Annotated in this window: 13 protein-coding genes; 5 read left to right on the top strand and 8 right to left on the bottom strand. The window is 59.2% G+C overall.

What is annotated here, in order from left to right:
• Position 1: 1 nt before the first annotated feature.
• Complete coding sequence (locus tag PFEN_RS14255) at positions 2-3103, bottom strand: transglycosylase domain-containing protein (RefSeq protein ID WP_191487449.1); 3102 nt, start codon at positions 3101-3103, stop codon at positions 2-4.
• Between the two features lie 173 nt (positions 3104-3276).
• Entirely contained in the window at positions 3277-4401 is a 1125-nt protein-coding gene (locus PFEN_RS14250; RefSeq protein ID WP_191487448.1) for an OpgC family protein, read from the bottom strand.
• A 323-nt stretch (positions 4402-4724) separates the two neighbouring features.
• Here PFEN_RS14250 and PFEN_RS14245 point away from each other — a divergent pair, with 323 nt between their 5' ends.
• From PFEN_RS14245 to PFEN_RS14225, 5 genes are all read left to right on the top strand, one after another.
• A complete protein-coding gene (locus tag PFEN_RS14245) occupies positions 4725-6149 on the top strand; it encodes a UbiA family prenyltransferase (RefSeq protein ID WP_191487447.1) in 1425 nt (474 codons plus the stop codon).
• Between the two features lie 88 nt (positions 6150-6237).
• Complete coding sequence (locus PFEN_RS14240) at positions 6238-7554, top strand: FAD-binding oxidoreductase (RefSeq protein ID WP_191487446.1); 1317 nt, start codon at positions 6238-6240, stop codon at positions 7552-7554.
• On the top strand, positions 7551-8279 hold the full coding sequence (locus PFEN_RS14235) for an SDR family oxidoreductase (protein WP_191487445.1): 729 nt from the start codon (positions 7551-7553) through the stop codon (positions 8277-8279). Before PFEN_RS14240 ends, PFEN_RS14235 begins: the two co-directional genes overlap by 4 nt.
• Complete coding sequence (locus tag PFEN_RS14230) at positions 8276-9223, top strand: lysylphosphatidylglycerol synthase transmembrane domain-containing protein (protein ID WP_191487444.1); 948 nt, start codon at positions 8276-8278, stop codon at positions 9221-9223. The genes PFEN_RS14235 and PFEN_RS14230 overlap by 4 nt, the downstream gene beginning before the upstream one ends.
• A 43-nt stretch (positions 9224-9266) precedes the next feature.
• Positions 9267-10673: a glycosyltransferase family 39 protein gene (locus PFEN_RS14225; protein WP_191487443.1), complete on the top strand. Its 1407-nt coding sequence runs from the start codon at positions 9267-9269 to the stop codon at positions 10671-10673.
• Positions 10674-10858: 185 nt separating this feature from the next.
• On the opposite strand, the gene PFEN_RS14220 is transcribed toward PFEN_RS14225, so the two are convergent.
• From PFEN_RS14220 to PFEN_RS14195, 6 genes are all read right to left on the bottom strand, one after another.
• The gene (locus PFEN_RS14220) at positions 10859-12478 is read right to left on the bottom strand and encodes an FMN-binding glutamate synthase family protein (RefSeq protein WP_191487442.1); all 1620 of its coding nucleotides are present in this window, start codon (positions 12476-12478) and stop codon (positions 10859-10861) included.
• A gap of 156 nt (positions 12479-12634) precedes the next feature.
• Positions 12635-14041, bottom strand: a complete 1407-nt coding sequence (locus PFEN_RS14215) for an ATP-binding protein (RefSeq protein ID WP_191487441.1) — start codon at positions 14039-14041, stop codon at positions 12635-12637.
• Complete coding sequence (locus tag PFEN_RS14210) at positions 14041-15852, bottom strand: DAHL domain-containing protein (RefSeq protein ID WP_191487440.1); 1812 nt, start codon at positions 15850-15852, stop codon at positions 14041-14043. Before PFEN_RS14210 ends, PFEN_RS14215 begins: the two co-directional genes overlap by 1 nt.
• Positions 15849-16820: a cytochrome-c peroxidase gene (locus PFEN_RS14205; protein ID WP_412071442.1), complete on the bottom strand. Its 972-nt coding sequence runs from the start codon at positions 16818-16820 to the stop codon at positions 15849-15851. The genes PFEN_RS14210 and PFEN_RS14205 overlap by 4 nt, the downstream gene beginning before the upstream one ends.
• Before the next feature lie 38 nt (positions 16821-16858).
• Entirely contained in the window at positions 16859-18733 is a 1875-nt protein-coding gene (locus PFEN_RS14200) for a putative bifunctional diguanylate cyclase/phosphodiesterase (RefSeq protein WP_191487438.1), read from the bottom strand.
• Positions 18730-21030, bottom strand: coding sequence for an EAL domain-containing protein (locus tag PFEN_RS14195; protein ID WP_412071434.1), 2301 nt, complete (start codon positions 21028-21030; stop codon positions 18730-18732). The genes PFEN_RS14200 and PFEN_RS14195 overlap by 4 nt, the downstream gene beginning before the upstream one ends.
• Positions 21031-21183: the final 153 nt, after the last annotated feature.

The following is a 21183-nucleotide window of genomic DNA, read 5'->3' as shown; positions in this document are numbered from 1 at the left end:
GTCAGCGTGTTTGCGCGACCTTCTGCGCGCTGCACAAGGTATTGCTGCCCGGCTGCAGGTAGGGCGTCAGGATCGGCGCCATGCCCTTGAGCACTTGGACCGGCAAGGCCGAGGTGAATTTGAACGACTCGGCCGAGCGCCCTGGCACGAACGCGGTCAGGGTGCCGAAATGATGGTCGCCGATATAGAACACGAAGGTCGCCGTCCGGTTGATCGACTTCGAACTCAAAACCCGCCCACCGGGGCCGATGGCCTCGATGCGGTTGTCACCGGTGCCGGTTTTCCCGCCCATGGCCAGCGGTGTGCCATCTGGCTGTTTGAAACTGCCGGAGACCCGTCGCGCGGTCCCCGCATCCACCACTTGTGACAAGGCTTCGCGCAGGGCCGTGGCGACCTCCGACGGCAGCACCCGCTTGCCTTTGTCCGGGTCGTTGACCAGGCGGGTTTCGTAGGGTGTGTCGGCGGCGAAGTGCAGAGTGTCGATGCGCAGTGTCGGCAGGCGCACGCCATCGTTGAGAATGATCCCCACCAGCTCGGCCAGCGCCGCCGGGCGGTCGCCGGAGCTGCCGATGGCGGTCGCCAGCGATGGCACCAGGTGATCGAAGGGGTAGCCGACCTGTTGCCAGCGCTGATGGATATCGAGGAAGGCCTCGATTTCCAGCATTACCCGGATCCGGCTGTCGCGGGCGCTCTTGTGCTTGCTCTTGAACAGCCAGCCGTAGACTTCCTGGCGTTCGAACTCGCTGGCGGCGACTACCTGGCTGAAGCGTGCCTGGGGGTTGTTCAACAGGTAGCCCAGCAGCCACAGGTCCAGTGGGTGAACCTTGGCGATAAAACCCTGGTCCGGCAGGTCGAAGGTGCCGGGACCGTAGCTTTTGTACAGTTTGGCCAGGCGTTCGTCGGTGACTTTCTCGGTTTTCAGGTGGGCCCGCACGAAGGCGTTGAACGCCGCTTGCGGAGCGTTCGGCAGCAGGTAGCGATGCACGGCGGCGAGGCGAATCGGCGTCGGGTGCATGCCGTCGAGGAAGGTGTCCAGGCGTTCCTGGGATGTCTTGTTCTGGTATTTCTTCCAGAAGCGCAGCATGAAGGCCGTGCCTTCGCGGTCGGCGAAGCGCGCCAGGTATTCCTGGCGACGTGGCTCAGTGTCGTCCTTGAGCAGTTCGGCGCTGTTGTTCGGGCCCTGGTAGGTGCTGTAGCGCACCAGGTCGCGCATCAGGCGGATAAACGGCAGGTTGATCGACTCGCGCAGGGCTTCACGCAAGGTCGGGCTGCGGCCGTTGTCTTCCTTGCGGAAGTTGTGGAAGTGATGCAGGCCGCCGCCGGTGAAGAAGCTTTCGCCTGGGTTGGCCGAGTATTGTCGGCTGAGGGCCGCGTCGAGCATTTTCGGCAAGGAACGGTCGCTGTTCTGCGTCAGATAGTCCGCTGCCCAGCGGGTGATCGGGTCCTGGGCGTCATTGGCGACTTTCTTCAGCTCAGTGGTGGACTGGTTGCCATAACGATCATGCAGTTCGGCGATGATCTGCAGATAGCTGGTCAGCACCCGCAGTTTGGCGGTGGAGCCCAGTTCAAGCTTGCTGCCTTCATTGATGTCGAAAGGTTGGTCGGTGCTGTCGGTCTGCACTCGCACCCGTGCACTGTCGGGGGTGAGTTCGAAGAGGGTGAAGCTGTAGCGCACCTGTTGCGTGCTGGTCGGAGTCAACAGGTGTTCGCCCAACAGGCCCAGGGACTTGGCGAACTCGGGGTCGGCCAGACGCTTGAGGTAATCGCTGGCCTGGCTTTGCAAGTCCGACTGCAGGGTGCTGGTGGCCGAGAGGTCAAGGCGGTCGAGATCGTAGAGCGGCCGGTCGAGCATGGCCGACAGGCGGCTGCGGGCCACGCTGATGCCCTTGTTCGACTCCACCGGCTGGATCGTCGGCTCCTGCTGCCAGTCGCGGTAGGTCACCTTGCTGGCCAGGGCGGCGGCGGCCAGGGGCGCGTCGATCACCCCGTTCTGGGCCAGTAGGCGGATATGGCTGTCGGTCAGTTCGGCCAGTTCATCGCGGCCGCGGGCCAGGTAGTGGGAGGGGCGGCGCTGGGCAATCATCAGCGACAACACCTCGCGCAGGGCCAGACCACGTTGGGCCAGGCTCAGGGGATCGCTGGCAACGCTGTTCAAGCGGGCGTTGACCTGGGCGAAATCGGCGCCGTACCAGACCCGCAAGCCTTCGGCCATGCCATGGACTTCGCCATGGCCGGGGACGGCGGACAACGGCACGCTGTTGAGGTAGTCGCGCACCACGTCCTGCCGGGCTTCCAGGGTTCGCGGTCCGCCCTGATAGGCGCGCACGCTGGCGGAAATCATCTGGCGGATCTTTTCACCGCCGGAGAGGGTCAGGCCGTCCGGCGAGTGACGGTATTTTTCCAACTGGGTTGCCAGGGTGCTGCCCCCGGCGGTCTGGCCACCGATGTGCAGCACCTTGCCGATCTGCGACAACACCGCCTTGCCGAAGCGTGGCCAGTCCACGGCGGGGTTGGCCTCGGGCTGTTTCGGGTCGAGCAGGTCACGGTTTTCGATGAACAGCAGGCTGTTGACCACCAGCGGCGGGATGGCGGCGAAGCTCGCATACAGTTGTTGCGGGTAGTCGTAGTGGTAGAGATCGGTGCCGCGGCAATCGGTGATCGACAGCCCCGCCTGGATTTTCTCCTTGTAGGGCACGAAGAAACCGGCCTGGCTGTAATCCAGCAGGGCAGGGGAGAAGCGGGCCTGGGCCTCGATCAGGTAATTGCGTTTCAACAGGCGCGGCAGGAATTCGCCGAGCGAGCTGTAGCCCAGGCGCTTGTCGAAAGGTCCGGCGCCGGGATACAGCATCGAATCGCTGGGGCCGGATGCCACTGAATAGCCCAGGTCCGCGGCGAGACGGCTGAATTCGCGCGCCTGGAGCTTGGAGCTGCGCATTTCCCGCGAGGCGGCAAACCCCAGTAAAACCAGGGCAATCAGCAGCACCAGCCAGAACAGCCGCCACCATAGCCTGCGCTTACGCGGTTTTTTCGGTAAAGGCGCTTCATCCTCCCTGTTGGCTGGCGCCACAGTCTTGCTCGTATCGGATTGCCATAAAGCGCCCATAGTCGATTCATCCATTCACGCAGATTGATCGCACTTGCCTGAAGCTTAGACGCTGCTTGGGGGCGGGGAAGAATATGTGAGGCAAGTCAGGTTTTTTCTATCGGCCATTGGTGTGTTGGCGCTGATCCGGGGCAGAGGGCATGACCGTCGCACTGACAAAGACGTCGATCCTGTCAGGCGCTGACCACCTTTGTGCCCTGGCCCAATCGCTGGTTGAGGTCCAGCCAGCCTGCCAGCGCCGCCATCAACGCCACCCCCAGCAGTGCGCTGAACAGCTGAATCGGCCAGGCATCCCCGGCCTGGGCGTTGAACATGTCCGCCAAGGGGGCAAGCAACACGCCGAAGCAGAACACTTCCAGTGAGTAACGGCCCATCCGGCAGGTCTGTCGGGCCAGCCAGTGATCCAGCCAGCCATCCTTGGGCAACAGCGTCGCCACTACATAGGCCAGTGCGAGGAAATGCAGCAAGCGCGCCGGCGACAGATCGGTCTTGCTGATCGGATAGAGCCATTCGCCCAAGAGCTTGGGCATGAAGGCATCATGGGCCTGCGGCCATCGCCAGGACAGGGCGATCACCGCGCAGGCGAACAGGTAGACCGCGCAGGTCATGAACAAAGGCTGCCGCGAAAGGGCGCGGGTCCGCGGACGCGTCTTGCGCTGTCCATGGATCGCCGCCGCACTCCCCAGCACGAACAACAACTGCCAGGCCAGGGGGTTGAAGAACCACACGCCGCCCTCCTGGGCGGCCAGGTTCCACTGGAACCAGGGGGCCAGCAGGTACAGCAGCACCGACAGCCCGACCACGTATTCGGCCTTGCGCAACAGCATCGGCAGCACCAGCGGCAAGCCGAGCAGGAGCAGGATATACAGCGGCAGGGGGTCCATCAGGTTGGGTTTGAAGCGCAGCAGCAATTCGTCCACCAGTGCCTGCTGCGGATGGGTGAGGAAATACTGCAAGCCCATTTCCTGCACCAGGTCACGGGTTTCCACCTGGCTGTTGGCAAAGAACACGATGCCCATCAGCAACGCCAGCAGGAAGATATGCACAACATAAAGCACCCAGGCGCGGCGCAGGATGCGCACGCAGGCAACCAGATAGCCGTCACGGCGGACGATCTTGCCGTAGGCCAGGATCGCGGCATACCCGGCGAGGAAGACGAAGATTTCCGCCGCGTCGCTGAAACCGAAATTGCGCACGGTGAAATGGCCGAGAGGGTTCTGCGGCAGGTGATCCCAGAAAATGAAGATCAGCGCCAACCCGCGGAAAAAGTCGATGCGGTGATCGCGTCCGTTGGACATCACGGGGAAGCTCTTGGGGGAATGTTGAATAGGGCTGTTGTGGCTGTAAGAAATTGCACGCCGTATGTCGGCGGCATGCAGGTTGGCGGGAATGGGAGGGAATTGCAAAACTGGGGTATTACTGAATGTCACAAGGCCTTCAAACGCCGGAATCTGGACTTACAGTGCTGTCAGTGGCTTCGCGAGTAGAGGCTGATAAATTCGTCTATACCTGTTATTTCTGACAGTTACACTCTCCTTGGATAAGGCATAGACTCGGCCCAATCAGCAACACCCTACGTCGCAGATACAATCAATGTTGGAACTCATGGAAGGATTCAGGTATGGCGGTCATTCCATTTGTCGTCGACTTGGATGGCACTCTTCTCAGATCCGATCTTTTGTTGGAAAGCGGTATGGCGTTTGTGCGCAGCCAACCGCTGAATCTGTTCAGAACACTGAGTTGGTTGAGACAGGGCAAGGCCCATCTGAAAGCACATCTGGCTGGCGTCAGTGAAATCGATGTATCGCTGTTGCCCTACGATCCCGTGATCATTTCCATGATTGAAGAACAGCGGCGCACGGGGCGCAGGGTTGTCCTGGCCACGGCCAGTCATCATTTTCTGGTGGATCGTATTGCCGGGCATCTCGCGTTGTTCGACCAGGTGTTGTCCTCGAGCGCGGAGCGCAACCTTTCAGGGACGCGAAAGCGTGATGTGCTGGTCGAGCTTTACGGGGAGAAAGGCTTTGACTATGTCGGTAATTCCCGTGATGACCTGGTTGTGTGGCGTTCCGCCAACCTGGCTTATGTTGTCAATCCGCTTCCAGGCGTCGAGCGTGCGGCCAGATCGATGGGGAACGTCGAGCAAGTTATCCACTCCAGATCGGTTGGTTTCAAGGTGTGGAGCAAGGCGTTGCGGATTCACCAATGGGTGAAGAACGCGTTGATATTTGTTCCCTTGTTGGCTGCTCATCAGTTGGGCAACCTGTCTTTACTCTGGAAAGGCGTATTGGCGTTTCTGTTGTTTGGATTATGTGCATCGGGTGTCTATATTCTCAACGATCTACTCGATCTTGGCGATGATCGACGACACCCCACTAAGCATCGACGACCCTTTGCCAGTGGGGAATTGTCGATCCAGTCGGGGCTGGTGGCTTTTCCGATATTGCTCGCGATCGCTTTTGGCGGGGCGATATGGTTGTTGCCTGGGCAGTTCTCGACGGTGCTGGTTATCTATTATCTGCTGACGCTGGGCTATTCGCTGGCACTGAAACGGGTCATGGCGCTCGACGTGGTTGCCTTGGCACTGCTTTATACCCTCCGCATCGTCGCGGGCAGCGTGGTGTTCGGGCTGGAGTTAACCGTTTGGATACTGGCGTTCTCGATGTTCATGTTTCTCAGTCTGGCCTTGGTCAAACGTTATTCAGAACTGAGTGTTGCGTTAAGCAAGGGAAATGAAGGCGCGATCAGTGGTCGTGATTACTTTACCGTTGATCTGGAAATGCTGTCGTCCATGGGAACGGCGTCGGGGTATCTGTCAGTGTTGGTGCTGGTGTTGTATATCCATGATGGTGGCACGCTCTCATTGTATTCTCACCCTCAATTTATCTGGCTGGCCTGTCCATTATTGCTGTTCTGGATTACTCGTATATGGATACTGACTCACCGTGGGTTGATGAATGAAGACCCAGTCGTTTTTGCACTTCATGATTATATAAGTTTGGCGGTCGGTGGCCTGTTCTGTCTGATTTTCTGGATGGCCATTTGAACATTGGCGTTGCCATCCTCTTTCATTTTGGAAAAGGCAGGGAGTAGCTCATGTGTGTCAGATATCGGGATATTTCAAGGGCGATGCGGTGAGTCGCCTTCTGCTCTCCTGGGCCGGTTATCCCCAAACGCCGCAAACCGCTCATCCGTGTCGCTGGCGTAATGATCTGGATGAGCAACTGCGTGGCCTGGCTCGCCAGCATGGCACGACGCTGCCATTCGGCAACGGACGCAGCTATGGCGACAGCTGCCTGGCCAGTAGCGGTCAGGTTTTGCTGATGGGTCCACTCAATCGCTTCATCGAGGTGGATTGGGAAAATGGAGAAATCTGCGCGGAGGCCGGAGTGACTCTGGGAGAGATTCTGGAGTTGGTCATTCCCAGAGGCTGGTTTCTGATGGTTACCCCCGGCACTCAATTCGTGACGTTGGGCGGTGCCGTCGCCAATGACGTGCATGGCAAGAATCATCATGTGCGAGGTACTTTTGGCCATTCGGTCCAGTGTTTTGAACTCCATCGCTCGGATTGCGCGCCCCTGCGTTGTTCGCGGCAGGAGAATCCGGAGTGGTTTACCGCCACTATCGGTGGGCTGGGGCTGACAGGTGTGATCAGTTGGGTGTGTATACGCTTGCAACCCATTGTCGCCAGCCAGATCGAAACCACGCGCGTACGCTTTGGTCACCTGAATGAGTTTTTCCACCTGGCGACCGAACTGGATCCTCTGCATGAATACAGCGTTGCCTGGATCGACTGCATGGCCAAGGGCGACCAACTGGGCCGAGGTGTTTTCGTGGTGGGTGACCATGCGCGCAATGGGACGTTGACGGTGGAGACTCCCAGTCGTTTGAGCGTCCCGATAACACCAGCGGTTTCTCTGATCAATCGTCTGTCACTCAAGGGCTTCAATCGGCTTTATTGGCATCGGCAACCGACAAGCCGGTTGCGGGAAGTCAGCCCGTACACACATTTTTTCTACCCGCTTGACCGTATCTCGCACTGGAATCGGATGTACGGGCGTCACGGGTTCCAGCAGTTTCAATGCGTGCTGCCCAGCGCCTTGGCCGAGGCCGCGCTGGCTGAGTTGCTCGACGCCGTAGCCGGCAGCGGTACAGGCTCATTCCTCGCCGTACTCAAACGCTGTGGCGACCTCCCGTCTCCTGGGTTGTTGTCGTTTCCGATGCCGGGTACATCGCTGGCCCTGGATTTTCCACAGAGTGCGAAGCCCGAACAAACGCTCTTTCGACGCCTGGATGCAATTGTCCGAGAGGCGGGAGGCCGACTGTACCCTGCAAAAGACGCGCACATGAGCGGCAACGACTTTCGTCAGGCTTACCCCGCCTGGGTACGTTTGCAAGCCCTGCGCGATCCGGCGTTGTCCTCACGTTTCTGGGAGCGTGTCACACAATGAAGAAGATCCTTGTCATGGGCGCCACCTCCACGATTGCCTTGGCATGTGCCCAGCTTTGGGCCCTAGACGGCAGCGAATTTTTCCTGGTTGCACGCAATGTCCAGAAGCTGCATCAGGTCGCCGACGATCTTCGAGTCCGAGGCGCAGGCCGGGTGATCGATGCCGCCGACATCGGTGCCCATGCGGCCATGTTGGGGCACTGTCTGGAGGGGTTGGGGCACATCGATATTGTGCTGATTGCTCATGGCACATTACCGGACCAACAGGCCTGTGAGCAGGATGTTGCCCTGTCACTACGCGAGTTTGCCAACAACGGTACTTCGGTGATCGCGCTGTTGACTCTCCTGTCCAACCAGTTGGAGGCGCAGCGTCATGGCGTGTTGGCGGTCATCTCCTCGGTTGCGGGTGAGCGGGGACGCCCCTCCAACTACTTGTACGGGGCCGCCAAGGCCGCTATTTCGACATTTTGCGAAGGGTTGCGGGCCCGTCTATTCAACGCAGGGGTTTATGTCACGACAATCAAACCCGGTTTCGTCGATACGCCCATGACCCAGGGCTTGAAGTTCCCCGCGATGCTGGTTGCCGAACCGGATCGGGTGGCCCGGCGGATTGTGATGGGTATCGAACGTCGGGCTGCGGTGCTCTACGTTCCCGGTTTCTGGGCGCTCATCATGCTGGCGATTCGTTCTATCCCGCAGCCATTGTTCAAAAGGCTGAAGCTATGACCGAATCGATATTTCCATCCGGCTGGCGTTATCGGGCATTGATCGGCTCCGTCGTACTTTCGGCCACCGGCTACTTGGGGTTTTCCCTGTGGGGCGGCGGGTATGCCGTCTACCGGACGATGAGCCGCGTCGGAGGGGGCGGTATTGTCGTAATACTGCTGTTGGTATTGACCAACTACTGCCTGCGATTCTTGCGATGGCGGGTCTATTTGAGGGCTTTGGGGCATGTATTACCCGGGTGGCCGGGTTTGAAAATCTACCTGGCCGGTTTTGCTCTTACCACGACACCGGGCAAGGTCGGTGAGGCCTTGCGCAGTGTATTGCTTAAACAATGGCATGTTCCCTATGCCCAGAGTTTTGCCATCTTGTTCAGTGAGCGGCTTTCAGATCTGGTGGCGGTGGTAGTGTTGGCGCTTTTCGGCCTCAGCCTTTATCCCGAATCACGTTCAATCATCCTGTTCGGCGCATTGTTGGTGGGATTCGGGCTGCTGGTGCTTTCCCGAAAGGCATTTATCGACGCCTTTGAGCGACGAATACCCAGGTCCGACGCAAAGCCATTCGTGTTGTTACGTAGCCTATGTCATGTCGTACATCAGGCAAGGCGATGCCATACGCCCGGAATGTTGCTTGGCGCGACCTTTTTGAGTTTGCTGGCCTGGTGGGCGGAAGCGCTTGCCTTGCATCGGATATTGATAGGAGTGGGCGGGGATATCCCGCTGGTGTTCGCGATATTTGTCTATGCCGTATCCATGCTGGCCGGTGCACTGAGCTTTATGCCGGGTGGTTTGGGCAGTACAGAAGCGGTCATGATCGCTCTACTTATCTGGAAGGGTATGCCGAACCCCGAGGCCATTGCAGCGACGTTGCTCTTTCGACTGGCCACGCTGTGGTTTGCCGTCGGCATCGGTGTGGCGGTTCTGTTGATACCCCGATCTATCCGATAGCCGGATTTGAAATGGACACGGTGCAGTGTTGGAAGAGATCTATATGAATACATTGAATAAGGGGAAAAGACCCAGGAAGGTTTATTGTTTACTGTTGATGATCATCGGCTTAGGCGTTTATTTTCGATTTTATGATACGTTGTATCAAAGCTTGTGGATGGATGAGCTGTTCAGTGCTGGGTTTAGCGATCCGGATAATAGTTTGTCCGAAGTTTTTCGTGTGACAGTTGAAGATGTGCATCCACCACTTTATCAGATGATACTTTGGTGTGCTTATAAGATTTTTGGTTACCATGAAATGATAGGGCGCTATCTTTCCCTTTGCTTCGGAATTGTGCTGATTCCTGCGATGTTTATGTTGGGGCGGCGGTTGTTTGATGACAAGACGGGGCTGTTGGTGGCGTTTCTTTCAGCAGTCAATATTTTCTTAATACTCAGCTCGCAAGAGGTACGTTCTTATTCGCTATTGATCGTATTGACGGTGCTGTCATTTGTGACGTTTCTCGATTTGCTGAGGCAGCAAACTATCAGATCCATGATGATCTATATGGTGGTGGGCGCACTGCTAGTCAATACTCACTATTTTGGATTTTTTCCGATTATGGTGCAGGCTGTATTGTTGGGCTATGAGAGCTTTCGTGAGGGGTTCAAGAAGCGCTTGTTTTACAGGGCTCTGGTCTCAGGAGGAGGCATGCTTGTCAGCCTGCTTCCCATTGTCCCTTACATTATTATTAATGCAGGAAAAAAGGCGGTGTGGATACACAGACCGGTCAATGATTTTGTAGAGATCGCTTTTTTAAAGCATTTTGGAAATGCCACGCTAGGGGTGTTGTTTGTCGGGTTGTTGATTATAGGTTTGAGCCAAATGCTTCAACATGACAAACATCGAGATGCACTCAGGTTGTTGGTGCTTTGGTGGACGGGGACCTTGGCGATTTCCTATATAAGGTCGACTTTTCAGACGCCTATCTTATCCTACCGAAATACGATTGTTCTTTTGCCAGTCACTTTGTTGGTGGTCGCGTATGCGATACGCTCGGTACGTGACAGGTTTACTCGGTATACCATAGTGGTATTTATTTTGTCCATGTCGATGGCTCACCTGTGGGGGGAGAGAAATTTACCGAGTTTTGAAAGAGCGGCTTTGGATTGGCGGTCGGCTACGCAAAAAGTGATCGGTGATAATAAAAATATTCCAGTTTATGGTTATGGTAGTGATCTCTATACGACCTATTTCAAGTTGCTGGGCTCTTCTATCAAGGTTGAGCCAACGGAAGTTGTCGAGGAAAAAATGAAGCGTCAAACAGCGCCCGAGCACTTTTATATTCTTGACCTTTCTGAGAATTATGCCATGAAAAATAACTATCCTGGGCAGTATGCGGTGGTGTTGATCGCGCATACCGTTTATGACGGTACGGCGGTACTTGAGTTTAGGTCACTTCAGCGATGACGGACGGGCGTCAATTAATTAATAAACGGGAGAAGTCGCCTCGCTGGAGAAGGACGGAGCGGTGATGTCGAATGCCTGGTAAAGGCTCCGAAGTATCGGGAGAGACAACGATACTCTGTTGACCTCGACATTGACGAGGCGGGCTAACCGGCGCTAAGTCTTGCGCCGGTATCGCCGGTTGGGTCTCAGGCCACCGCTTCGGAGTTGGCCTCGAAACTATCCGCCCGCGCCATCTGCCACATGCGCGAATAGAACTCGCCATTGACCTCGCCGGTCAGCAACTGACCCGGCTTGAGGAACACATGCAACTGCGAAAACAGCTTGATCTCGGTCGCCGACATCCGCCGTACCAGATGCTTGGCTTCCAGTTGCGACGGATGCTCCAACCCCGCCGCCGCCAGCATCTCGGCCAACGCCTTCAAGGTATTGCGGTGGAAGTTGAACACCCGCTGGGCTTTATCCGGTACCACCAGCGCGCGTTGACGCAGGGCATCCTGGGTCGCGACGCCAGTCGGGCATTTGTTGGTATGGCAGCTCTGCGACTGGATGCAGCCGATGGCGAACATGAAGCCACGCGCCGAGTTGGCCCAGTCGGCGCCAATGGCCAGGACGCTGGCGATATCGAAAGCGCTGACAATCTTGCCGCTGGCGCCGAGCTTGATCTTGTCCCGCAGGTTCAAGCCCACCAGGGTGTTGTGCACGAACAGCAGGCCGTCGCGCATTGGCACGCCGATATGGTCGGTGAATTCCACCGGTGCCGCGCCGGTGCCGCCTTCCTTGCCGTCGACCACGATAAAGTCCGGGAGGATGCCAGTTTCCAGCATGGCCTTGGCAATGCCCATGAATTCCCACGGATGGCCCAGGCAGAACTTGAAGCCCACCGGCTTGCCGCCGGACAATTCACGCAGTTGGGCGATGAAGTGCATCATTTCAATCGGCGTGGAAAACGCGCTATGCCGCGACGGCGATACGCAGTCCTCGCCCATCAGGATGCCGCGGGTTTCGGCGATCTCGCGGGTCACTTTGTGCTTGGGCAGAATGCCGCCATGGCCGGGCTTGGCACCCTGGCTCATCTTGATTTCGATCATCCGCACCTGCGGGTCCCGCGCCTGGGCGGCGAAGCGCTCCGGGTCGAAGCGGCCGTCCGCGGTGCGGCAGCCGAAATAGCCGCTGCCCAGCTCCCAGGTCAGGTCGCCGCCGTTCTCGCGATGGTAGGGGCTGATGCTGCCCTCGCCAGTGTCGTGGGCGAAGTTGCCGAGCTTGGCGCCCTGGTTCAGGGCGCGGATGGCGTTGGCACTCAGGGAGCCGAAGCTCATCGCCGAAATGTTGAACACCGAGGCCGAGTACGGTTGCTTGCACTGCGGGCCGCCGACGATGACGCGAAAGCCGCTCGGGTCGCTCAGTGGTGCCGGACGCATGGAGTGGCCGATAAATTCGAAACCGCCCTGGTACACATCGATCAGGGTGCCGAAGGGTTTGTCGGCGCTTTCGTTCTTGGCCCGGGAATACACCAGCGAACGCTGGGCACGGGAGAAGGGCAGGGCTTCGCTGTCGGATTCGAGCAGGTACTGGCGAATCTCCGGGCGAATGCCTTCCACCAGGTAGCGGATATTGCCCAGGACCGGGTAGTTGCGGCGCACCGCGTGGGGACTTTGCAGCAGGTCGAACAGGCCCAGCAGGCTCAGCAGGCCGGTCACCAGGGTGAAGGGCCAGAGCCAGTCATGCCCCAGGAACGGCAGGCTGGCGAGGGTGAAGATCACACAACCGGTAAAGAAGGCGTAACGACTGAGAAGGGACAGGCTCATACGGTTTCCTTGGATTCGGGCTCATCAGGTCAGTCAGGCATTCTGCGCCAGGAGAAAAATCGAGAACAGCTCGAAGTGGGATTTGATTCCCACTCAGCCGGGAAGGATTTCCAGGACTCGGCCTGCTGAGACGCCAGCGGCAAGCGGGTCGTTGGTTCAGGCCGCTTTGTTCTGCCGGATCGGCAACTCGATCCTGAAGGTGGTGCCGACCCCCAACTCGCTTTGCACCGTAATCTGCCCGGCATGTTTGCGCACGATGCCATAGGACAGCGACAACCCGAGGCCCGTGCCCTTGCCAATGGGTTTTGTGGTAAAGAACGGGTCGAAGATCTTTTGCACGGTCTCGGGGGCCATGCCCGAACCGGTGTCGGCCACTTCCAGCCAGATATGCTCATCCTGGGCACCGCCACGCAGGGTAATGGTGCCGCGCTCGGGTCCCATGGCCTGGGCGGCATTGACCACCAGGTTCATGATGACCTGGTTGATCTGTGACGGCAGGCACTCGATTTCCGGTAGTTCGGCGTAGTCCTTGACCACATCGGCCTTGTATTTGAGTTCGTTGGCGACAATGTTCAGGGTCGACTCGATACCCTGTTGCAAATTGCTCCATTGCCACTCCTGGTTCGAATCGACCCGGGAGAAGTTCTTCAGGTCCTTGACGATCTGCCCGACCCGGCCGATGCCGTCCTTGGACTCCTTGATCAGCAGCGGAATATCCTCCTCGAGGAAATCCAGCTCGACCCGCTCGCGCAGGCTCTTCAAGCGTGCCTGCAATTCGGGCTCGGCGATGCCTTTCTCGGCGTCCTGATAGGCCTGGAGCATTTCCAGCAGCTTGTTGAAATACCCCTCCAGGGTCCCCAGATTCGAGGAAATGAAGCCGATGGGGTTGTTGATCTCATGGGCGACGCCGGCGGCCAGTTGGCCGAGGGACGCGAGCTTCTCCGATTGCACGAGCTGCCCTTCCAGTTGCTTGCGCTCGTCGATCTCATGTTGCAAGGCCAGGCTGGTCTGCCTGAGGGCCTGGGTCCGCTGTTCCACCAGCTCTTCCAGCCGGTGCATCTGCAGATTGGCGCGTTCGGTCATTTCCCATTTGTTGGTGAGGGTGTTGGCCAATTGCTGGACTTCGATATTGTCGAAGGGCTTTTTCAGAATCACCAACCGGTCGTGACCGTGCAGGCGCTCCAGCAGGTCATCCCAGGAATAGTCGGTATAGGCGGTGCAGACCACCACCTGCAGGTTGGGGTCGACCTGCCACAGGTGTTCGATGGTTTCGGCACCGTCCCAGCCCTGGGGCATGCGCATGTCGACGAAGGCCAGGGCGTAGGGCAGTCCGCGGGCCACGGCCTGTTCGACTTTTTGCAGGCCTTCCTGGCCCTGATAGGCGGAGTCGAGTTCGAAAGGCAGGACGCTGCTGGCCTTGACCTCATGACCGAAGAGCGCGGCTTCCATCAGGTCCAGGTCCGGCGACTCCTCGACCGTGGGGGTGAGAATCTTGCGAAAGTCGTCGTGGATCGACGGGGTGTCGTCGACCAGTAGGATACGACGGTTGCGGAGTGTGTTCATTAGGCCCCCACGGCGGTTTTCAAAGGCAATTCGAGAGTAAAGATGGCGCCCTTGCCGGGGCCATCGCTGTGGGCGGTCAGGTGCCCTTTCATTTCGACCGCGGCCAGGGCGCAACTGTGCAGGCCGAAGCCATGGCCTTCCTTGCGGGTGGTGAAGCCATGGGCAAAGATCCGTGTCATGTTTTCCGCTGGGATGCCTTCGCCGGCGTCCTTGACGCTGATGCGCAATGTGCTGTCCTCGACCGCCGTGACTCGCAGGGTGATCTCGCGCGGGCGGTCGGAGAGGTTGGCCATGGCCTGCTTGGCGTTGCTGATCAGGTTGATCAGGATCAGTAGCAAGCGGTGCTTGTCGGCCATCACCCGGGGGACGTCGTCATATTCGCGGATCACGGTGACGTTGTGCCGGTTCAGGGCGCCGGAGTTCATGCGCAAGGCGTCTTCAAGCAAGTCCCGAATATACAGGGGTTCCTCCATGGTCGAGATGCCGGCATAGGATTGTTGGGTCGAGACGATGTCCTTGATGTGCTCGACACTCTTGCTCAATTGGGTCAGTTCGTCGCTCATGCTCTGCTGTTCCGTGGCAATGGCCTCGGCCAGTTGGTTGAGGTACCCAGGCAACAGCTTGCCACGTTCGTCGCCGGTAATGAACTCGCCAAGATCGTGGCGATGCTCGTTGAGCATCGCCACCGCCTTGGCCAGGCCCTGGGTCTTGCTGGTGCGCAGCTTGCGGGCCACCAGGTCGGCGGAGATATTCACGCTGTTGAGCACATTGCCGACGTTGTGCAACACGTTGGTGGCGATCTCGGCCATGCCGGCCAGGCGGGCACTTTCCATCAGTTCACTCTGCGCCTCGTGCAGTTTGCGGGTCCGCCGCTCCACGCGTTGTTCGAGGTGGGTGTTGGCGGCTTGCAGGGCGCGGTTGACCCGGTTGATTTCGGCATAACTGCGGATCAGGCGGCTGGCGAGGTACAGCAGCAGGACGAGCAGCAGGGCCGAGAAAATCAACAGGTACAAATGGTGACGCTGGTTGAGGCTGTCGGCCTGTTGCTGGTCCTGGTTCAGTTGATCGGTGATGGCGTCCAGGCTTTCGGAGAGCGGTATCGCGTCGATTTCTTCAATCAGTGCATTGACCCGGGGTTGCTCGCGCAGGATCAGGTTGACGTGGTTGAGCAGGATGGCCACCGGTTCCTTGAACGAAGGCGGCAGGCGTTGCGTGTCGACCAGTACCTGATTGAGCCCCAGTTCGATGCCGTGGGCGCGTTCGTCGGTGGTGTTCTGGGCGAACTCCAGGGCGCTGAGCAGCAGGTCATAGATGTCGTTGGACATGTCCTGGAGCATCAGTTTGTCCTGGTCCTGAAGCGCGTTGAGGGGGTGCTGGATATCGTCTTCGGCGGTCGGCAGGAAGGCCAGGGAGTTGCGCAGTATCGCGTTGCGGGATTTGAACTGTTCGACCAGGCGCGTTTTTTCGTCGAGCGTCCGGGTCAGGGTTTCCCGGCGGTCTTTCCAGGCGTCGGCGGCCTGGTGTCTCTGGCCGGGTTCGATGGGGGTGAACGTCTGCAGGAGCCGGTGCATTTCCTGCGGGGGCTTGACCAATGGGTCGTAATTGCGCGCCACCGCGATCCTGGCCTTGAGGATTTCGGTGTCCCATTGCGCATCCAGCTGTTTGATCTGGGCGATCAGGTCACGGGCGCGAGCATAGTCCGGGGTCGGGTCGGAGCTGGCCATAAGGTACAGGAGCACCAATACCGACGTGAGCAGGACAGCCAGGCGCGGCAGGATGACCCGGTTCAGGATGCTGCCTGTTACCTTCATAGTGGCTTACCTCCCAACTCGCCGGTCAGGGTCTTGAGAAACAGCACGATCAGGCGGATGTCCTCGGTGGAGGGGACGCGTCCCAGTTGGTAGATGAACATGACGTGGACGGCGTCCTCCAGGGTCTTGGCCGAGGCATCGTGAAAATACGGTGCGGTGAGCGCTACGTTGCGCAAGCTGGGAACCTTGAACACGTTGCGGTCTTCTTCGACGCCGGTCGCGAGGAAACGTCCCTGGTCAGCTTCGGTGGGATTGCCGCGGTCCTTGAAGTAGTCGCCCATCACGCCGAACTTCTGGAACATGTTGCCACCGATATTGACCCCTTGGTGGCAGGCTATGCAGCCGTAGTCCTTGAAACGCTGATAGCCGTATTTTTCGTCGAGGCTGAGGATGTCGGTGTTGCCTTTGAGGTACTGGTCGAAGCGCGAGTTGGGGGTCAGCAGGCTGCGCTCGTAGCTGGCCAGGGCATTCTGCACGTTGGCGATGGTGACACCGTCGGTATACGCCTCGTGGAAGGCTGCTTGGTAAGCCGCGGTCTGGTTGAGGGTGTCGACGACGTGGGGCCAGGTGTTGCCCATCTCTGTCGGGCTTTTCACCACGCCCTCGATCTGCGCCTCCAGCGTCTCGGCGCGACCATTCCAGAACTGCTTGAAGTTCAGCGCCGCGTTGAGCACGGTCGGCGTGTTGATCCCCAGGGTGTCGCCCTGGAAACCGATGGAGAACGGCTTGTCGTCCACCCCGCCGTGATCCAGATGATGGCAACTGGCGCAGGATGTGGTGTTATTGATCGACAAGAGTTTCTCATTGAACAGCTGGCGCCCCAACTCGACTTTCCGCGGATCCTGTACCGGGACATCCGGCAACGGCTTGAGCGGCTCGTCCAGCGGTGCGGCGACGAGGGGCGTGCTGAGGAACATCTCGCAACAGACGAGCGATATCGTCAGCAACGACAGCAGTACGCGAGGCATCATGAGCAGGTCCTTGGCAAGGAAGGCGGGTTCAGGGATCAGGCCTGTGCCGGTTGTTCGAAGCGTTTGTCCCGCAACAGGCGCAGGAACGTTTCGGCGTCGACTGCCTTGCTGAAGTAGTAGCCCTGGCCTTCCTCGCAATCATGGGCCTTGAGGAAGGCCAACTGGTCCAGGGTTTCCACGCCTTCGGCGATGATGTTCAGGTTCAGGCTCTTGCCCAGGCTGATGATCGCGCTCACCAGCGCGGCATCGTTGCTGTCGCCATTGAGGTCACGCACGAACGATTGGTCGATCTTCAGCACATCGATGGGGAAACGTTGCAAGTAGCTGAGGCTTGAATAGCCGGTGCCGAAGTCATCGATGGCGAGGCGGATGCCCAGGGTCTTGATGGCCTTCAGGGTGGCGATGGTATGGTCGATATTCTGCATCAGCACGCTTTCGGTGATTTCCAGTTCCAGCAGGCTCGGCTCCATGCCGGTCTCTGTCAGCACCTGGCGGATGCCCTCGAGGAAACCGCGCTGGCGGAAGTCCATGGCCGAGATGTTGAGCGACAGGATCAGCGGCGCGTGGGTCTGCCCCTGCCAGGCCTGACCTTGCAGGCATACCTGGCGTAATACCCAGCGACTCAGCGGCACGATCAGGCCACTGTCTTCGGCCACCGGGATGAACTCCGCGGGGTAGATCAGGCCGCGCTCGGGGTGCTGCCAGCGTATCAGCGCCTCGGCGCCGACCACTTTTCCGCTCTTGAGGTCCAGCTTGGGTTGGTAGTGCAGCACGAACTCATCACGTGCCAGGGCCAGGCGAATGCCGGATTCGATGGATTGCTGCTCGCGGGCCCGCAGGTTCAGGTCTTCGACGAAAAACCCGAAGTCGTTGGTCCCCTGTTCCTTGACGTTGCGCATGGCGGCTTCGGCTTTCTTGATCAGCACCAGCGCATCGTCGCCGTCGCCGGGGTAGAGGCTGATGCCCAGGCTTGCGGTGACCCGCAGGTCATGTCCGGCGGTCTCATGCGGGGCGTTGATGGCCGCGAGGATTTTCTCGGCGGTGCCACGGGTCTGTTCCGGGTGGCTGAATTCGGGCAGGACCAGGACGAACTCGTCGGAGCGATAACGAAACACCGAGTCCGATTGGCGCAAGGCCGCCACCAGGCAGTCGGCCACGTGCTTGAGCATTTCATCGCCCGCCGGATAGCCCAGGGCATTGTTGATACGCTTGAAACGATCCAGGCCGATGAACATCACGGCCACCTGTTCGTCGTGACGTTTGGCCAGGGCGATGGCCTGGCCCAGACGGTCGCCGAGCAGGGTGCTGTTGGGCAGTTCGGTGAGCACATCGAATTGCAGCAGCCGCGAGACCTGCAACAGTTCCTGGACGCGTTCCTCTATGGTCTGCTCCAGGTTGGCCATCCTCGAGGCGATATCCCGCGCCAGTTGCCACTTCCAGGTCAGGGCGCTGGCCATCTGGCGGATCTCCAGCGCGTCGAAGGGTTTTTTCAGGATCAGCATCTGGTCGCCGAAGGCGATGCGTTCGTCCATCGACTCCCAGGAGTAATCCGAGTAGGCGGTGCACAGGGCGATTTGCAGTTCCGGGTCGACGGCCCACAGTTGCTCGATGGTTTCCAGGCCATCCCAGCCCGGCGGCATGCGCATGTCGAGGAAGGCCATGGCGTACGGGCGCTCGGCGGCCAAGGCCAGCTTTACCAGTTCCAGCGCCTCTTGCCCCTGGTAGGCCGAGTCGATCTCGAAACTCTGGCGCTGGGGGACGGTGGTACCGAACAGCAGGTGTTCGGCGGTGTCCAGGCTCAGTTTGTCTTCTTCTTCGGGCCCGAGGATCTTGCGAAAGTCCTGATGAATCGAGGCGGTATCGTCGATGATCAGGATGCGCCGGTTGGCGGCACCGGCAGCATTCTTCATAGGCGGCTCTCTGATGTGGGCGAGGGGTGGGGGGCGATATGGCCGGCGTGCAACAGCTCGGCGGCGCGCTGGCTGTCGACGGCCTTGCTGAAGTAAAAACCCTGGGCGGCCATCGGCGAGCCGGTGGCCATCAATGAATGGCGCTGCTCCTGGGTTTCCACGCCTTCGGCGATGATGCCGATGCCGACTTCCCGGGCAAAGTTGATGATCGCCCGCAGGGTGGTGGCGCTTTCCGCGTCCTGGGTCGCGTGGTTGATGAACGACTGGGCCAGTTTCAGGTGGTTGACGCGGTAGGTCTTGAGGTAGTCGAAGGAGGAGTAGTCGGTGCCGAAATCGTCGATGGCGATCTTCACCCCGAGTTCGCGCAGCCTGGGCAGTACGTCATTCTGGGTCCATTTGGTCTGGGCCAGGGTGGCTTCGGTGACGTCGAACTCCAGATCCGCGGGTGACAACCCCCATTTGGCCGTGGTCTCGATCACGTCGCGAAGCAGCTCGCCGCCACTTTTGAGTTGGGCCAGCGACAGGTTGATCGCGATCACTGGCGGGGCCATGCCTTCGTCGCGCCATTCGCGCATTTGTCGGCAGGCGTGCTCCAGCACCCAGTGCCCGAGGGCCACGATGGTCCCGGTCTTTTCCGCCGCGGGGATGAACAGTTCCGCGCCGAGCAGGCCGCGCTCGGGGTGGTTCCAGCGCACCAGGGCTTCCATCCCGAGGATCTTGCCGCTGCCCAGGTCGACTTCCGGCAAGTAATGAAGCTCCAGCTCGTCCTGTTCGATGGCCTTTTTCAGGTCTTGGGTAATGGCGATCCGCTCGATGACTTCCTGGTTGATCTCCTCGGAGTGGAAGTGGTACTGGTTGCGGCCGTTTTCCTTGGAGCGATAGAGCGCCATGTCGGCCTGGACCAACATGGTATCGGCGCTTTCGCTGTCCACCGCATAGGTGCTGATGCCGAGGCTGGCGGAAATCCGCACCTCATTGCCTTCCAGGTTGTAAGGCTCCACCAGCGCATTGAGGATCTTCTTTGCCAAGTCGCCGGAACTCGCCGGGTCGAGCATTTCCGATTGCAATACCGCGAACTCATCGCCGCCCAGGCGCGCCACCACATCGATTTCCCGGGTGCACTCGGTGAGGCGCCGGGCAACGGCTTGAAGCAGCAGGTCGCCCACCGGGTGTCCCAGGGTGTCGTTGATGTGCTTGAAGTGATCCAGGTCCAGATAGAACACCGCGAACGGCGAGGCACCGCGCCTGGCGGCGGCAAAGCTCTGGTGCAGGCGCTCGATCAGGGTCGAGCGGTTGGCCAGCCCGGTGAGGCCGTCGGTGCGGGCGAGTTGGGCGATTTTCTCTTCGGCCAGCTTGTGTTCGGTGATGTCGATGATGATGCCTTCGACTTCCAGCAGGCGTCCTTCCGGGTCGCGTACCGGTACATAGCGGTTTTCCACCCAACGCCAGCGGCCATCGCCGGTCTGCAGGCGAAACTCGATCGAGGCGCCCTCGGCGTCCTTGTCCAGGACCTTGGCCATGGCCGCGTCGACCTTGTCCTGATCGTCCGGATGGATCAGCTCGGTGGTCCAGTCGGGCGAGGCCAGCAGGTCCTTGGCCACATGTCCGAACTTGGTGATGTTGTGGGAAATGTACATCAGCGGGAACGACGGCTCGCCGCGCAGGCGATAGAGCAGGGTCGGACTGTTCTGTACGATGATGTTGGCGTCGGACAGCTCGCGGGTGCGTTCTTCGACGGCCTGTTCGAGCTGGTCCATTTTCAGCGCGGCGTTTTCGGTCATCTGCCATTTGGCGGTCAGGGCGCTGGCCAGTTGGCGGATCTCGATGGCATCGAAGGGTTTCTTCAGGATCAGCAGGCGGTCGCCCATCTCGACCCGCTCGTTCATCTCCTCCAGGGAGTAATCGGAAAAGGCGGTGCACAGGGCGACTTGCAGCTTGGGATCGGCTTGCCAGAGCCGTTCGAGGGTTTGCAGGCCATCCCAGCCCGGTGGCATGCGCATGTCGATAAAGGCCATGGCGTAAGGTCGCCCTTGCAGCAGGGCCTGTTCGACCTTGGCCAGGCCTTCCTGGCCCTGGAACGCCGAATCGAGTTCGAACGTTTCTACCCGACGGCTGATGGTGTCGCCGAACAAGGCCTGCTCGGCGCTTTGCAAGTCGTCCTCGACGTCGTCCGGGCAGAGGGTCTTGCGAAAATCCTCGTGGATGGACGGGGTGTCGTCAATGATCAGGATGCGGCGGTTGGCATGGGCGACCGGCACGACTCCGGCCATACTGACAGCTAGATGTACCGAACTCATGTGGAGCTCCCTTCCTGATAACCACGCTGCCATTGCGCGCTAGATTGCTTGCAGCATAGATCGGCTTGTACTGATTTGCCGATAAAGATGATGCCAATTGATGGTCGAACATCTACCCTTAGCGAAAAAGACAGGGACCGTCGGGCCATTCAC

Source organism: Pseudomonas sp. FEN, from assembly GCF_904067045.1.
In the GTDB taxonomy this organism is placed as follows: domain Bacteria; phylum Pseudomonadota; class Gammaproteobacteria; order Pseudomonadales; family Pseudomonadaceae; genus Aquipseudomonas.
Note: the sequence above shows the minus strand (reverse complement) of the source record. Positions and strands in the feature narration are given on the sequence as shown.

Excerpts from the sequence above, each read along its gene's own strand:
- PFEN_RS14200 (WP_191487438.1), bottom strand. The coding sequence starts at position 18,733 with ATGAAGAATGCTGCCGGTGCCGCCAACCGGCGCATCCTGATCATCGAC.
- PFEN_RS14215 (WP_191487441.1), bottom strand. The coding sequence starts at position 14,041 with ATGAACACACTCCGCAACCGTCGTATCCTACTGGTCGACGACACCCCG.
- PFEN_RS14235 (WP_191487445.1), top strand. The coding sequence starts at position 7,551 with ATGAAGAAGATCCTTGTCATGGGCGCCACCTCCACGATTGCCTTGGCA.
- PFEN_RS14245 (WP_191487447.1), top strand. The coding sequence starts at position 4,725 with ATGGCGGTCATTCCATTTGTCGTCGACTTGGATGGCACTCTTCTCAGA.
- PFEN_RS14230 (WP_191487444.1), top strand. The coding sequence starts at position 8,276 with ATGACCGAATCGATATTTCCATCCGGCTGGCGTTATCGGGCATTGATC.
- PFEN_RS14220 (WP_191487442.1), bottom strand. The coding sequence starts at position 12,478 with ATGAGCCTGTCCCTTCTCAGTCGTTACGCCTTCTTTACCGGTTGTGTG.
- PFEN_RS14255 (WP_191487449.1), bottom strand. The coding sequence starts at position 3,103 with ATGGGCGCTTTATGGCAATCCGATACGAGCAAGACTGTGGCGCCAGCC.
- PFEN_RS14210 (WP_191487440.1), bottom strand. The coding sequence starts at position 15,852 with ATGAAGGTAACAGGCAGCATCCTGAACCGGGTCATCCTGCCGCGCCTG.
- PFEN_RS14205 (WP_412071442.1), bottom strand. The coding sequence starts at position 16,820 with ATGCCTCGCGTACTGCTGTCGTTGCTGACGATATCGCTCGTCTGTTGC.
- PFEN_RS14195 (WP_412071434.1), bottom strand. The coding sequence starts at position 21,030 with ATGAGTTCGGTACATCTAGCTGTCAGTATGGCCGGAGTCGTGCCGGTC.
- PFEN_RS14225 (WP_191487443.1), top strand. The coding sequence starts at position 9,267 with ATGAATACATTGAATAAGGGGAAAAGACCCAGGAAGGTTTATTGTTTA.
- PFEN_RS14250 (WP_191487448.1), bottom strand. The coding sequence starts at position 4,401 with ATGTCCAACGGACGCGATCACCGCATCGACTTTTTCCGCGGGTTGGCG.